The 13725-nt window shown below is 66.1% G+C and carries 15 protein-coding genes and 1 pseudogene; 11 read left to right on the plus strand and 5 right to left on the minus strand.

Annotated features, from left to right (window positions below; all coding sequences use genetic code 11):
- Positions 1–77: 77 nt before the first annotated feature.
- Both B0G83_RS03330 and B0G83_RS39535 read right to left on the minus strand, forming a co-directional pair.
- The gene (locus tag B0G83_RS03330) at positions 78–980 is read right to left on the minus strand and encodes a helix-turn-helix domain-containing protein (protein WP_105505975.1); all 903 of its coding nucleotides are present in this window, start codon (positions 978–980) and stop codon (positions 78–80) included.
- Between the two features lie 33 nt (positions 981–1013).
- Positions 1014–1217 (minus strand): annotated as a pseudogene (locus B0G83_RS39535) (hypothetical protein); the annotation flags it as partial.
- Positions 1218–1490: 273 nt separating this feature from the next.
- Between B0G83_RS39535 and B0G83_RS03340 the strand changes: the two are divergent.
- The 6 genes from B0G83_RS03340 (at position 1491) to B0G83_RS03365 (ending at position 4459) form a co-directional block, all read left to right on the plus strand.
- Entirely contained in the window at positions 1491–1859 is a 369-nt protein-coding gene (locus B0G83_RS03340) for a nuclear transport factor 2 family protein (protein ID WP_105506569.1), read from the plus strand.
- Between the two features lie 28 nt (positions 1860–1887).
- Positions 1888–2421: a hypothetical protein gene (locus tag B0G83_RS39040; protein WP_258167670.1), complete on the plus strand. Its 534-nt coding sequence runs from the start codon at positions 1888–1890 to the stop codon at positions 2419–2421.
- Positions 2422–2468: 47 nt separating this feature from the next.
- Positions 2469–2933: an RbsD/FucU family protein gene (locus B0G83_RS03350; RefSeq protein WP_105505976.1), complete on the plus strand. Its 465-nt coding sequence runs from the start codon at positions 2469–2471 to the stop codon at positions 2931–2933.
- A gap of 90 nt (positions 2934–3023) precedes the next feature.
- Positions 3024–3434, plus strand: coding sequence for a VOC family protein (locus B0G83_RS03355; RefSeq protein WP_105505977.1), 411 nt, complete (start codon positions 3024–3026; stop codon positions 3432–3434).
- A 256-nt stretch (positions 3435–3690) separates the two neighbouring features.
- The gene (locus B0G83_RS03360; RefSeq protein WP_035558872.1) at positions 3691–4122 is read left to right on the plus strand and encodes a DoxX family protein; all 432 of its coding nucleotides are present in this window, start codon (positions 3691–3693) and stop codon (positions 4120–4122) included.
- A gap of 64 nt (positions 4123–4186) precedes the next feature.
- On the plus strand, positions 4187–4459 hold the full coding sequence (locus B0G83_RS03365; RefSeq protein WP_105505978.1) for a hypothetical protein: 273 nt from the start codon (positions 4187–4189) through the stop codon (positions 4457–4459).
- Between the two features lie 159 nt (positions 4460–4618).
- Here the strand turns inward: B0G83_RS03365 and B0G83_RS03370 are convergent, their stop codons facing one another.
- Both B0G83_RS03370 and B0G83_RS03375 read right to left on the minus strand, forming a co-directional pair.
- Positions 4619–6094: an MFS transporter gene (locus B0G83_RS03370; RefSeq protein WP_105505979.1), complete on the minus strand. Its 1476-nt coding sequence runs from the start codon at positions 6092–6094 to the stop codon at positions 4619–4621.
- Positions 6095–6253: 159 nt separating this feature from the next.
- Positions 6254–7555 carry an MFS transporter gene (locus B0G83_RS03375; RefSeq protein WP_105505980.1) on the minus strand — a complete coding sequence of 434 codons (1302 nt, stop codon included), beginning with the start codon at positions 7553–7555 and terminating at the stop codon, positions 6254–6256.
- A 394-nt stretch (positions 7556–7949) separates the two neighbouring features.
- Here B0G83_RS03375 and B0G83_RS03380 point away from each other — a divergent pair, with 394 nt between their 5' ends.
- Positions 7950–8672 carry a response regulator transcription factor gene (locus B0G83_RS03380; protein ID WP_105505981.1) on the plus strand — a complete coding sequence of 241 codons (723 nt, stop codon included), beginning with the start codon at positions 7950–7952 and terminating at the stop codon, positions 8670–8672.
- 24 nt (positions 8673–8696) lie between these two features.
- Here the strand turns inward: B0G83_RS03380 and B0G83_RS03385 are convergent, their stop codons facing one another.
- Positions 8697–9602 (minus strand): dihydrodipicolinate synthase family protein, encoded by a 906-nt coding sequence (locus B0G83_RS03385; RefSeq protein ID WP_105505982.1) that lies wholly within the window; start codon positions 9600–9602, stop codon positions 8697–8699.
- A 349-nt stretch (positions 9603–9951) separates the two neighbouring features.
- Here B0G83_RS03385 and B0G83_RS03390 point away from each other — a divergent pair, with 349 nt between their 5' ends.
- The 4 genes from B0G83_RS03390 to B0G83_RS03405 are packed head-to-tail and all read left to right on the plus strand — an operon-like array spanning position 9952 to position 13700.
- Entirely contained in the window at positions 9952–10914 is a 963-nt protein-coding gene (locus B0G83_RS03390; protein WP_105505983.1) for a 4-hydroxyproline epimerase, read from the plus strand.
- The gene (locus B0G83_RS03395) at positions 10911–12038 is read left to right on the plus strand and encodes an FAD-binding oxidoreductase (protein ID WP_105505984.1); all 1128 of its coding nucleotides are present in this window, start codon (positions 10911–10913) and stop codon (positions 12036–12038) included. Before B0G83_RS03390 ends, B0G83_RS03395 begins: the two co-directional genes overlap by 4 nt.
- Positions 12031–12306, plus strand: coding sequence for a 2Fe-2S iron-sulfur cluster-binding protein (locus B0G83_RS03400; RefSeq protein WP_105505985.1), 276 nt, complete (start codon positions 12031–12033; stop codon positions 12304–12306). The genes B0G83_RS03395 and B0G83_RS03400 overlap by 8 nt, the downstream gene beginning before the upstream one ends.
- Positions 12303–13700 (plus strand): FAD-dependent oxidoreductase, encoded by a 1398-nt coding sequence (locus tag B0G83_RS03405; protein ID WP_105505986.1) that lies wholly within the window; start codon positions 12303–12305, stop codon positions 13698–13700. Before B0G83_RS03400 ends, B0G83_RS03405 begins: the two co-directional genes overlap by 4 nt.
- The last annotated feature ends 25 nt before the right edge of the window (positions 13701–13725 follow it).

The raw sequence follows: 13725 nt of genomic DNA on the forward strand, positions 1-13725 counted from the left end.
TTGCGTGTGGGTTGGGCCGTGCGTGTGTGCGCCGCTAACCCCTCAATCGTGCCCACTCTCGCGGCGTGACGCAATGATCAAGGGGCGGCTTCGGCGCGTTGGCTGTCGGCGAATGCCCGCAGCGCGACCGCGGTTTGCTGATCGGCTGGAAAGAACGCCTCAATGGCGAGTTCCGATAGCGTGACGTCCACCGGTGTGCCGAACACGGTGGTCGTGCTGAAAAACGATAGCTCGCCGATCGGTGTGCGTAACCGCAACGGCACGGCGATCTGATTGACCGCCGCGCTGTCGTTCTCGACCGCCTCGGCGCCGGGCGGCGCGGGATAAGCGGCCAATTCGTCGCGCAATGCGCTCAAGGTGCCGTCGCCGCTTACGTCGATTTGCCGCTGCAGACGCGTGAGCGCGTGCTCGCGCCACGCATGCCAATTGACGATCGAATTGGCGATACCGTCCGGATGCAAGCTCAACCGCAGCGCGTTGACCGGTGGCTTCAACAATTCGGGACTGGCACCGGACAGCAGAGGCGCGAGCGCATTGTTCGAGGCGACGATGGTCCAGTGACGGTCGATCGCCAACGCCGGATAGGGTTCGTGTCCTTTGAGTACCAGTTCGACGGCCTCGCGTGCGGCGGCGAGTTGCGGGTCCGACAATGGGCGCTCACGGAACAGCGGCGCGTAACCCGCGGCGACCAGCAGCGCATTGCGCGCACGCAGCGGCACGTCGAGTCGCTCGGCAAGGTGCATGACCATTTCCCGACTTGGCACCGCACGGCCCGATTCAACGAAGCTCAAATGCCGGGTTGAAACTTCGGCCTCGGTGGCGAGCAGCAATTGGCTCATTCTTCGCCGCTGACGCCATTCGCGTAGCAGATCGCCGACAGTACGGCTAGCCGATGGCGATGATGACGACGACGGCGTGGTGTGCGCAACAGAGAGTGTGTTCATGGCACCGATGATAGCCAAAGCACACCGGCGATCCATTACCTGACAGGTAATGGAATACCCCGGGAAAATCTACGAATGCCCGTAACCGCTTCGAGCCTCCTTCAACACCGCTGCGTATCTACCGCCCCGCACTACGAAGAACCGACCGTGAGCGCAACCCGGCAGACACGAATCAGGCGGCCACGCCTTCCCGCACGGCGTCAAGTTTGACGCCCAGCGCCCAGCGTGCAGCGCGCGCAGCAGTTTGAATACCCTGTCCATGCGCGGCTTGGCGCCCGGTGCGAGCGTTTTATAGAGGCTCTCGCGCCCGACTCAATTAAGCGGCTCCTATCCCGGTTCGTTCGGTTCCTCGCATGCCGCGCGACGACATTGCGCGCCCCCCAGATTCCTGCGCGAGATTGACGGCTTGCCCGGCGTCGCATCGAGATGCTTACCTCTCACGTAATCGACTCACCGCACCGTAGCCGTCAATCTTCACTCCGAGCCCGCCGTCGACACGTTGTCCGCCGAGCGTTGCGCTCAATGCAGTTCACGAAGGAGTCTGAGATGAATGCGCATACCGATCTGATCGACCGTTATTTCGACGCATGGAACGAAACCGATGGCGCGCGCCGTCGCGAGTTGATCGCGGCGACCTGGAGCGCCGACGCCGACTATCGCGATCCGCTGCTGGCCGGCGCAGGCCACGACGGTATCGACGCGATGATCCGCGCGGTCCACGAGCGCTTTCCGCAGCACACGTTTCGTCGCACGACCGACGTGGATGGTTTCGCGAACCGGCTGCGTTTTTCCTGGGCGCTGGTGACGCCGGCCGGCGACGCGATCGTGAAGGGATCCGACTTCGGCATGGTCGATTCGCGCGGCCGTCTGCAAGCGGTGACGGGCTTTCTCGACGAGGCGCCGGGCGGCGCCTGACCCACAACCTTTTGTCACGGAGAAGATCATGCATGAGCCCGCCGCTGTCACGATTCCCGATACTGTCGTCGCGTTTGCACGTCTGTCGGGCGCTGTCGACACGTTGTGCAGCGCCATTGCCGGTTTCGCGCTGCTCGCCGGCACGCGCGCCTTCACGTTTACCGCATTGCTCGCCTGGCGCGAGCCGGTGCTGGGCGGCGTGGGTCTCGTGTTGCTGGCGGCGCTCGGGTGGCTGCGCTGGCAGTGTGGCGGGCGTAATACTGGACACGTCGCGGGCGCCGCGCATGACACGCCCGCCCTGCATGTCGCACCCGCCGCACACGAGAAGCGGCCCGCAATCAACCCCGGCAACGAGTCACGCGCCGTCATGCGGAACGATCTCGCGCGCCCCCTGCCGGTTGGCGCGGAACGGGCTCACGTTGCTTGCTACAATCGATCGTCGGAAAGCGCGTCGACGCGCCGTGCCGCCCGCGTCGGGCGCCACGTGTCAGCGGGCGCCTGGCCGAACCCAGGCGCGCCGCTAAAGCGTGCGCAACGATCGCTTTGCGTTACCCGGACTTAGCGTCCACACCCGGCGGCAAGCCGCCAATCGGACCTCAAGGAGAGACCGTGCTGAAGAATCTGGATCCGCTGCTGAATGCCGACATACTGCATGCGCTACGCTCGATGGGCCACGGCGACGAACTCGTGATCTGCGACGCCAACTTCCCGGGCAGTTCGGTCGCGCGCGAGTCGGTGCTGGGCGAACTGCTCCGCCTCGATGGCGTGAGCGCGCCGCGTGCGATTCGCGCGGTGTTGTCGGTGATGCCGCTAGACACGTTCATCGACCATCCCGCGTCGCGGATGGAAGTGGTGGGCGAGCCGCACACGATTCCCGCCGTGCAGCGCGAAGCGCAGATCGAGATCAACGCTGCCGAAGGTCGTGACGTGCCGTTCGTATCGATCGAACGTTTCGCTTTTTACGAGCGCGCGCGCAAGGCCTATTGCGTCATCTCCACGGGCGAAGAGCGCGGCTATGGTTGCTTCGTCTTCACCAAGGGCGTGTTGCTGGCACCCGACGCGCCGCAGTCGTAAGCCACCAGGGTCGCTGCCGCTAGCTGCCGTTGGCTACCATTCGCTACCGCTCGCCGGCGCGCCTCACTTCACCTCGCAAGGACGAACCTCATGAGCTTCTCAATCGACACGCTCGATCACCTCGTTCTGAACGTTGCCGACGTGGAGGCCAGCGCCGCCTGGTACGCACGCATGCTCGGCATGCAACGCACCGAGTTCGAATCGCGCAGCGGCACGCGGGTGGCGATGACCTACGGCAATCAGAAGATCAATCTGCGCCCCGCCACGGCCGACACCGTCGCGTGGTTCACCGGGCGCGAGGCGGTGCCGGGCAGCGCCGACCTATGCTTCATCACCACCACCGCGAGCCCGGCCGAAGTCAAGGCGCATTGGCTGGCGCAGGGCGTGGCCATCGAGGCCGGCCCGGTCGAGCGCGACGGCGCGCGAGGCAAGATGACATCGGTGTATTGCCGCGATCCGGACGGTAATCTGATCGAAGTGGCGAGCTACCCTCGGGCCTGACTGGTGTGACCCATTTGATACCGTCGGCGCTCGTCACGACGCCGACGCCGGCTTGCGTTTTGCGCAACACGGTCGCCAGGCCCCGCCCGCGACCCGCCCGGACACCGTTTTACTCCCACGCCGTGCGGCATGCCCCGCGCCGTTCAACCTCGCCCGAGCTTGGAAAAGACGGGCAATGCACATATTCTCAGGTGCACAGCGGGGAACTGCGGCGTTTCAGCCGGGTCTGCTGCTTATTCATTTACAGGAGTCCCTCATGACGCGTCCCGTCGATTCCGGCGTTATCCTCATCGCGCGTATTGCGCTCGCCGTGTTGTTTCTGTGGGGCGGCGTGATGAAACTGCTGGGCTATGCGGGCTTCGTGGGCTACTTGCATTCGAAGGGTGTGCCCTTCGTGCAGATCGCCGCGCCGATCGCCACCGCGGTCGAAGCGCTCGGCGGTCTGTTGCTGATCGTCGGCTTCAAGGTGCGCCCGCTGGCGCTGATCATGGCCGTCTACACGGTCGCGACGGCGGTGCTCGGCCACGATTTCTGGAATGTCACCGACGCCGCGCTGCAACGCGACATGGTGATTCACTTCTGGAAGAACATTGGGATTGCCGGCGGTTTCCTGCTGCTGTTCGTGACCGGCGCGGGCCGTATCAGTATCGACGGAGCGCGAGCGCCGCGCGGCGGGCTGGGTCGTTGATCGACGGATTGCGGTAGGCTGTGTCGAGTGCTTGTGATTCTGGCTGTAACCAAGGGAGCAAACAATGATTCAAAGTTTCGAGCAAACCATTGGCGGCAACGTCACGCAGTTGTGCGCGAGTCTCGGCGAAGGGCCGACCCCTCACCGGGTCATCATCAGCCTCGCCGATTCGGCCAAAACACTGGTCGTGCTGGACGCCTCCGGATTCCTTGGCGCCCTGAAGGCCGAGATCGAGGAACCGGAAAAGCTGATCGCCGACGCGATTGCCAAAGCGCAGAACGAAGGTCTGATCGAGCGCGCGATCGATACGGGCACGATTCAGGAGGCGTCGCTGTAAAAGCTCGTTGCGGTGCCGGCGCAAGGTTTTTTGCGCGGCCGCCGCGCTGGAGCCAGGCTGCAACTTCGCTGCTTCCCATCGGCAACAACCCCCGCCATTGCTCGCGCAATTGCGGGGGTTGTTTTTTGCGCTGATAGAAAAGCAGAAAAGCGTGCGTTTTCAGCGAGACTGAGATTCGCCGATCCGCGTTTTGTCCGCGTCGCGCGGCGACGGTGAAGACGCATGCGGCTGCGGATGAATGAAGCAGCTCAGCACACCGCCGAGCGCCAGCAGACCGACCGAGATCGCGGTCGCGGCCTGCATGCCCGCGACGATCTGCGTGGCCGCCGCGCCGCTCGCCAGCGCGCCGAAGGCTGCCACGCCCACCGCGCCGCCGGCTTGCCGCGCGGTGTTCAATACCGCGGACGCGGTGGCTGCCCGTTTCGCTTCGGCCGAGGCCAGCACGGCGGTGGTCATGGCTGGGACGGCCAGCCCCATGCCCGATGGAATCAGCAGGAACGGCAGCAGCAGGCCGATCAGCGGCGTGCCGGCGTCGACGAAATGCAGCAGGCCGTAGCCGAGCCCCGCGGTAATCGCGCCGGCAATCATCGGCACTCGCACGCCGAAGCGTCCCACGACCCAGCCGCTCGCCACGTTCGAGATCAGGAAGCCGCCCGTCAACGGCAGGAAGGCCAGACCTGCCTGCAACGGCGTATAGCCACGGGCGCGCTGCAGATAAAGGCTCAACACGAACACCATGCCGTAGTACGTCAGGTTCACGCAGATGCCGAACAGCACCGCCACGCTGAAACTACGCTTGCCGAAGAGCGACAGCGGCAGCATCGGCGATTCGGTGCGCGCTTCCACGGCGATGAACGCGCCCGCGGCGACCAGCGCGAGCACGAAGCCGCCGGCCACGAGCGGATGGCTCAACCCCAGCGGCCGCCATTCGATCACCGCGGCGACGAAGGCGGTCAGTGCGACGATCGCGAGGCACTGTCCGCTCGGATCGATACCACGGGGCGTGGCTGTGCGGGCGCCAGCCGCCGGTTGCGAATCACTCTGGGCGGCTTCGGTGCGCGGCACCCATAGCAGGGTGGCGAACAGGCCGGCCGCGCAAATCGGCAGATTGACGAGAAAGATGCTGCGCCAGCCGAACGCCGCGATCAGCAGACCGCCCACCACCGGTCCCGCCGCGATCGAGATCGCGCCCGCGGCGGTCCAAAGTCCGACCGCGCGAGCGCGCAGTTTCGGGTCGTGCCCGTACGCGCGGTTGAGCAACGCGAGCGAATTCGGCAGCATGGCCGCCGCGCCGATGCCTTGCACCGCGCGCGCGGCGACCAGCGTGGTGGCATCGAGCGCCAGTCCGCAGGCGAGGGACGCCAGCGCGAACAACACGATGCCGGCCGCGTACATGCGCCGCGTGCCGAGCCGGTCGCCGAGCACGCCGGCCGACAGCATCAGCACGGCGAAGGCGAGCGTGTAAGCGTCGACGACCCACTGCAGGCCGGCCACGTTCGCGTGCAGGTCCGCGCCGATTTTCGGCAGCGCGATATTGACGATCGTCACGTCGAGCTGGGTGACGACGAAGCCGACGCTGACGGTCGCGAGAATCCGGCCGAGGGCGGGCGAGAGGGAGGGTTTGGGCGAGTTCATGCGTTACATCGTAGGCGCGATGCGGCGCATCATGTTTCGGGACTACGTGAAGTATGCCTGTCGTGGGACTACGAAAAGTCGCAAAAGAGCTGGCGGCGCAAGCCGCCGGCTCTTTCTGTCAGGTCAAGCCGGCAATGCCAGTCACCGCCAGCCGCCAGCTCAATGCGTCTGCGGCGCGTCCTTGATAAACAGCGTCGTCAACGCCCCGAGCACGCAGATCGTGCCGACATACATTGGGGCGGCCATCGGGTTGGACTTCATCATCAGCGAAACGGCGATCGGTGTGAGACCGCCGAACACCGCATACGCGACGTTGTACGAGAACGAAATGCCCGAGAAGCGCACCACCGGCGGGAACGCCTTGACCATCACGAACGGAATCGCGCCGATCACGCCGACGAACAGCCCGGCCACGCCATACAGCGGCACCAGCGCCGAGGTATCGGCGGCGAGCTGCTGGAACATCACGTAGTAGGTCACCGCCAATGCGAGCCCGCCGACGAAAATCGTCCGCCCCGCGCCGATCCGCCCGGCGATCGAGCCTGCCAGCACGCAGCCGATCGTCAGGCACAGCGTCGCGACGCAGTTCGCCAGCAACGCGGTGGCCGGCGCGACGTGGAACTGTTTCTGCAGCAGCGTCGGCGTCATCAGAATGACCACGACGATCGCCGCCGACAGCATCCACGTGAGCAGCATCGACACGATCACCGCGCGGCCGTGATCGCGCAGCACGGCCTTGAGCGGCACTTCGGCGGCGATCGCCTTACGCTGCTTGAGCTCGGCGAACACCGGCGTTTCATGCAGCCAGCGGCGCAGATAGACCGAAAACATACCGAACACGCCGCCCACCAGGAACGGAATACGCCACGCGTACGCCGAGATTTCCGCCGGCGCGAAGTTGCGGTTCACCGCCGACGCGATCAGCGAGCCGAGCAGGATGCCGGCCGTGAGACCGGCCGTCAGCGTGCCGCATGCATAGCCGATGTGCCGCTGCGGCACGTGCTCCGAGACGAACACCCACGCGCCCGGCACTTCACCGCCGACGGCCGCGCCCTGCATCACGCGGAACAGCAGCAGCAGGACCGGCGCGAGCACGCCGATGCTGGCGTAGGTGGGCAGAAGGCCCATCATCAGCGTCGGTACCGACATCAGCAGCACGCTCAGCGTGAACATGCGCTTACGGCCGAACAGGTCGCCGAAGTGCGCCATGATGATGCCGCCCAGCGGCCGCGCCAGATAGCCCGCGGCGAAGATGCCGAAGGTCTGTACCTGGCGCAGCCAGTCCGGCATGTCGGGCGGGAAAAATAGCTGGCCGATGGCCGGCGCGAAAAACACGAAGATGATGAAGTCGTAGAACTCCAGCGCCCCGCCAAGAGCCGCGAGACCGAGCGTCTTGTAGTCGCTGCGCCCAAGAGGGCGTGGGGTGACAGCCTGCGCTCCACCCAGATTTGTCGCTTGCATTGCCTGTTTCTTTTCTTGAATTGGAAGCCACACGTAGCGCGTGGAAATACGGCGGTCGTCGGGCGAGAAGTGTGGCAAGCGCGGGGTGGAGCACGGGACACCGGCGCGCCGGCCCGGATAGGGCGAGCGCGATGACGACTGGGGCCAAGCGGGATTTTACAGGACGAAAGCCGATGCTTTCCGGAAGTGCTTCATTAGATTAGGGAAAGTTCCCCGGCACGGCATTTAACTGCCGGCCAGGACGGAACCACGCGAATTATCGGAGTCGCCCGTAGGAGAACCGGACGCGTCTGTCAGCGCAAACCGATGGCCATGCAAATTAGGACTGGTCCTATGGGATCGAGTGGGTGGGCCTCTGAGAATCGCGTCCGACCTACCCGTTGAGAGTTATCCCATGCGCATTGCCATTCTTCAGCATGACCCGCTCATGCGTGAGTCGATCGAAAAGATCCTGACCGGCGCGAGCCACACCTGCGTTACCTACGACGACGGCCTCGCCATGTCGAAATCGCTCGCGCGTTCCACCGTGGATTTGCTCGTGCTGGACTGGCAGGGCATGCGCCTCGCCGGCGCCGAGATTCTGCGGCTGGTGCGTACGGTCGGCGGCGACCGCTTGCCGGTCGTGTTCGCGTCGAGCGATACGTCGGAGGAGAGCATGGTGCGCGCCTTTGTCGGCGGCGCGGACGACTACGTCGCGTTGCCGGTGCGGCCGGCCGAGTTTCGCGAACGCGTCGCGGCGCTGCTGCGGCGCACGTATCCCGAGCGATTCAGCAATGCGAACTTCGAGGTGGGACCTTACCGCTTCGACACGCGCCGCCAGATCGTTCTGCTGCACGGACGGATCGTCACGTTGTCCGGCACGCAATACCGGCTCGCGGCGCTGTTCTTTTCCAACATTGGCCGCGTGATGTCGCGCGACCATATTTTCGCGATGGTCTGGGGGCGCGAGTTTCGCGAATTTACCCGCACCATCGACAGTCACGTGTCACGCCTGCGCCTGCTGCTCGAAATCGAAGAGCCGAACGGCTTCCGGCTGCAGCCGATCTATAAAAGCGGCTACCGGCTGCAGCACCTGCTGCAGGATGAAGCCGCCGATACGCAGAAAGAAGCGGCCTGAAGGCCGCCCGCTTTTCAGCCCGGCTTACACCTGCGGCAGCGCCGGCCGCGTTTCCAGCGCGCCGCGAATCAACGTCTCCACCGCTTTGCGTTCCTCGCCCGCGAGAGGCAGACGCGGCGGTCGCACCGGCTCCGTGCCCAGCCCGACGATCGTCTCCGCCAGCTTGATGTTCTGCACGAGTTTCGCCGACACGTCGAGCGCCAGCAGCGGCGCGAACCAGCGGTAAATCGCGCGGGCTTCTTCCAGGCGTCCCGCCTTCAACAACGTGTAGATCGCCACCGTCTCGCGCGGAAAGGCGCAGACCAGTCCGGCCACCCAGCCGTGCGCGCCCATCAGGATCGCTTCCATCGCCAGATTGTCGACCCCGCACAGAATCGCGAAGCGGTCGCCGACCGCGTTGATGAGGTCGGTCACGCGCCGCACGTCGCCGCAGGATTCCTTGATCGCGACGATTTTCGCTTCGTCGGCGATCTCGGCGAACATGTCCGGCGTCATGTCGACGCCGTAGGCGAGCGGGTTGTTGTAGATCATCAGCGGCAGCGAGCTCGCGTCGGCGACGCTGCGGAAATGGTTGAGCGTCTCGCGGCGGTCCGACAGATAGCGCAAGCCCGGCAGCACCATATAGCCGGCCGCGCCGTGGCGGCTACCGGCTTCGGCCTGACGGCAGGCGTCGAGCGTGCTGTTTTCGGCGATGGTCAGCAGAACCGGGACGCGGCCGCGCGCGGCTTCAACGGCGATGTCGAGCACTTGCAGCTTCTCGTCCAGCGACAGCGTGGACGCCTCACCCAGCGATCCGCACACGATGATACCGTCCACGCCCGCGTCGATCTGCGCGTCGATATTCTTGCCGGTCCATGCCCGGTCTATGCTGAAATCCGCGTGAAACTTGGTGGTGACTGCGGGCAATACGCCTTCCCAGATATGCGCCACGACTGCTCTCCTGAGTGTGATGTGATGAAGCGCAGTGTAAGCAGGGAAAATCCCGCCGTCTTGCGTGAATCGCGCGCGGCGGATGACGATTTCAGCATAGTCGCCGGGCTTGAGACGCCAGTGATTGAAGCCATTCGGCGGATATTGGGATAAATCGGTGAGTGTGCCGGGGCGGCGCGATCAGGCATAACGGGGGCGTTGCGCCGTTGCGTGGGTTACGCATCGCATAAGCCCGCTCAGGCCAAGGTTCTATCAAGGTGAATGCGCTCGGCACGCGATGAAAGCTATGCCGAAATCGTCACAATCCGCGCGCAAGCACACCAAGACTCGAATGCCCGAGGTTTCTACCATGGGCGTCATGAAAACCATCGACATCATCGACTCGCACACCGGCGGTGAACCGACCCGTCTCGTGGTGGCGGGCGGCCCTGACCTCGGCAGCGGCACCTTGGCGCAGCGGCTCGACGTGTTGCGCACCCGCTTTGACGACTGGCGCGCGGGCGTCGTGACCGAGCCGCGCGGCTCGGACGTGGTGGTGGGCGCGCTGCTATGCGAGCCGCACGATCCCACCTGCGCGGCCGGCGTGATCTTTTTCAACAACGTCGGCTATCTCGGCATGTGCGGACACGGGACGATCGGCCTGATCGTGTCGCTCGCGCATCTGGGGCGGATCGGACCGGGGCGTCATCGGATCGAGACGCCGGTCGGCGTGGTCGAGGCGATGCTCAACGAGGACGGCAGCGTCGGCGTGCGCAACGTGCCGGCCTACCGCTATCGCCGGGCCGTCGCGGTGGATGTGCCGGGCTACGGCGAGCTGACCGGCGACATCGGCTGGGGCGGCAACTGGTTTTTTCTGGTGGCCGATCACCGGTATGCGCTGGAGGCGTCGCGCATTGGCGAATTGACCGCGTTCAGCGACGCGATTCGCGACGCGCTGATCGCGCAGCGCATCACCGGCGCGGACGGTGCGTTGATCGACCACATCGAGCTGTTCGGACCGGGCTCGCGTGACGGCATCGACAGCCGCAGCTTCGTGCTGTGCCCGGGCAATGCGTACGACCGCTCGCCGTGCGGCACCGGCACCAGCGCGAAAATCGCCTGTCTCGCGGCTGACGGCAAGCTCGCCGAAGGCGCGGTATGGCGGCAGGAAAGCATTATCGGCAGCGTGTTCGAAGCGAGCTACCGGCGCGCTGCCGGGGGCGACGGTGACGCCGTGATTCCGACCATCACCGGTCATGCGCACATCATGGCGGAAGGGCGGTTGTGTTTCGACGAGCGCGATCCGTTCGCGTGGGGCATTCGCACGGCATGAGAGCGGATGCGCTGATCGTCGGGGCGGGCATCGTCGGCGCGGCGTGCGCGGCGGAGCTGGCCGCGCTCGGCATGCGGGTCGAGGTGCTGGACGCGCACGGCATCGGCTCAGGAGCGACGGCGGCCGGCATGGGCCATATCGTCGTGATGAACGACTCGCCGGCGGAGTTCGCGTTGAGCCGCTACGCGCGAGACCTGTGGCTCGACCTTGCGCCGCGCCTCCGCACGCGCGATGCGTTCGCGCGCTGCGGCACGCTGTGGGTCGCGGCCGACGACGAAGAGTGGCAAGCCGCCCGCGCCATGCAGGCAGCGTTCGAAGCGCAGGGCGTCGCCGCGCAACTGCTCGACGCCGCCGCGCTGCGAGCGTGCGAACCGGCGCTGGCGGCGTCGCTGGCGGGTGGGTTGCGGATCGAGCACGACAGCATCGTCTATGCGCCCACCGTCGCCGAATGGTTGCTGACGCAATCGCCCGGCGCGGCGAATATCGGCGTGCGGCTGGGTGCGGCAGTGAGTGCGATCGCGGCCGATCGTGTCACGCTGAGCAACGGCGAATCGATCGGCGCGGCTTGCGTGATCGTGGCCAATGGTCTGGGCGCGCGGGAACTCGTGCGGTCGTTGCCGTTGCAGCCGAAAAAAGGTCATTTGCTGATCACGGACCGGTATCCCGGCCTGATTCGCCATCAATTGCTCGAACTCGGCTATATCAAGAGCGCGCATCACGCGTTGGGGACGTCCGTCGCGTTCAATGCCCAACCGCGGCCCACGGGACAATTGCTGATCGGCTCGTCGCGCCAGTTCGATACCACCGACCCCGCCGTCGAGATGCCCGTCCTCGCGCGGATGCTGCAACGCGCCGCGCGTTATCTGCCGACGCTGCCGACGCTCAACGGCATTCGCGCCTGGACCGGTTTTCGCGCGGCTTCGCCGGACGGTTTGCCGTTAGTCGGACCGGCCGGCGATTTCGCGCCCGGCGTCTGGCTTGCGGTGGGACATGAAGGGCTCGGCGTGACGACTTCGCTCGCCACCGCGAAGCTGCTCGCGGCGCAGATTACGTCGAGCGCCGCGCCGATTCCCGTCGAGCCTTATTTGCCGGCTCGTTTCGCTCGTCAGGTGATGCATGGATAGTCTCGACGCAACGCGCATTCGCTTGACGATCGATGACCAGCCGATCCACGTCGCGGCCGGTACCACCGTGGCTGCGGCACTCGTTGTCGCGGGCGTGAGCGGTGCGCGGAGGTCGGTGAGCGGACAGCGCCGCGCGCCGTTGTGCGGCATGGGCGTCTGCCAGGAATGCCGCGTGACGATCGACGGCCGCGCGCACGCGCTGGCGTGTCAGACGCTGTGCCGCGAAGGTCAGATCGTGCGCACGTGTGACGGGGAGCGCTCGCGATGACGCGTCACTTCGACATCGTCGTGGTCGGCGCTGGCCCCGCCGGCCTGAACGCCGCCTGCGCGGCGGCGCGCGACGGCGCCACGGTCGCGCTGCTCGACGACAATCCGTGCGCCGGCGGCCAGATCTGGCGCCAGGGTCCGGCGCATTCGCGCCAAGCGCCGCTCGACAACCTGCTGACGCTGCTGCGGGCGCGAAACACCGTCACCTATTGGCCGTCGACGCGTGTCGTCGCACCGCTGGCCTCGCGTGGTCTGTTGCTCGAATCGGCGGAACACGACGGCGTATCGATCAGCTACAGCCGATTGATTCTGGCCACTGGCGCGCGCGAACGGCTTCTGCCGTTCGCCGGCTGGACCTTGCCCGGCGTGACCGGCGCGGGCGCGCTGCAGGCGTTGATCAAAGGCGGTATGCCGGTATGCGGCGAACGGATCGTGATTGCCGGCAGCGGCCCGCTGCTGATCGCGGCGCTGGCCACCGCGCGCGATGCCGGCGCGCGCGTGGTCGCGGTGGTCGAGCAGGCTTCGGCGTTCGATGTCGCCCGTTTCGGGGTGTCGCTGCTGGCGGAGCCTGCGAAGCTGCGGCAGGCCGTTGAGATGACGCGCGGCTTCGCGGGGCTGCATTACTGGACCGGTAGCGTCATTCACGAGGTGCAGGGAGACGGCCGCGTCGAGCAGGCGACGATCCGCCGTGGCCGCGAAAACGTGACGCTTGCTTGCGAACGCGTCGCCTGCGGTTTTGGGCTCGTGCCGAACGTCACGCTGGCGCAGGCGCTCGGTTGCGCAATCAACGACGCGGGCGAGATCGTCGTCGACGACGGGCAGCGAACCTCGGTGGAGGGCGTGCTGGCGGCGGGGGAATGTACTGGCGTCGGCGGTGCGGAACTGGCGGTCGTGGAGGGGGAGATGGCGGGATTGTGCGCGAATGGCGGCTGGGGGAACGACGCTCGGAAGCGCAGCGAATATGACGACGCCAACGCCAACGCCAACGCCAACGCCAACGCCAACGCCAACGCCAACGCCAACGCCAACGCCAACGCCAACGCCAACACGTTGAAGGCCCTATACGCGAAGCGCGCGCGCTGGCGCCGCTTCGGCCACCGCGTCGCTACCGCTTTCGCCTTGCGGGCCGCCGCCCGCACACCGCCCGCCGACGCCACGCTGCTGTGCCGTTGCGAAGACGTCAGCGTCGGCGAAGTGCGCGCCTGCGCCGACTGGCGGAACGCGAAGCTGCATACCCGCTGCGGCATGGGCGCGTGCCAGGGAAGAATCTGTGGCGCCGCGGCGAACCTCTACTTCGGTTGGCCGTCCGCCGCGCCGCGCCCGCCCTTCAGTCCCGCGCGGATCGACACGCTAATGGCCGCGAACCCAATACCGCCGGCAAGCGAATCGGAATGACAAACCCGCTCGCACCCGCATATAC

Origin of the sequence: Paraburkholderia sp. BL21I4N1, assembly GCF_002973525.1 — a bacterium.
GTDB lineage: Bacteria > Pseudomonadota > Gammaproteobacteria > Burkholderiales > Burkholderiaceae > Paraburkholderia.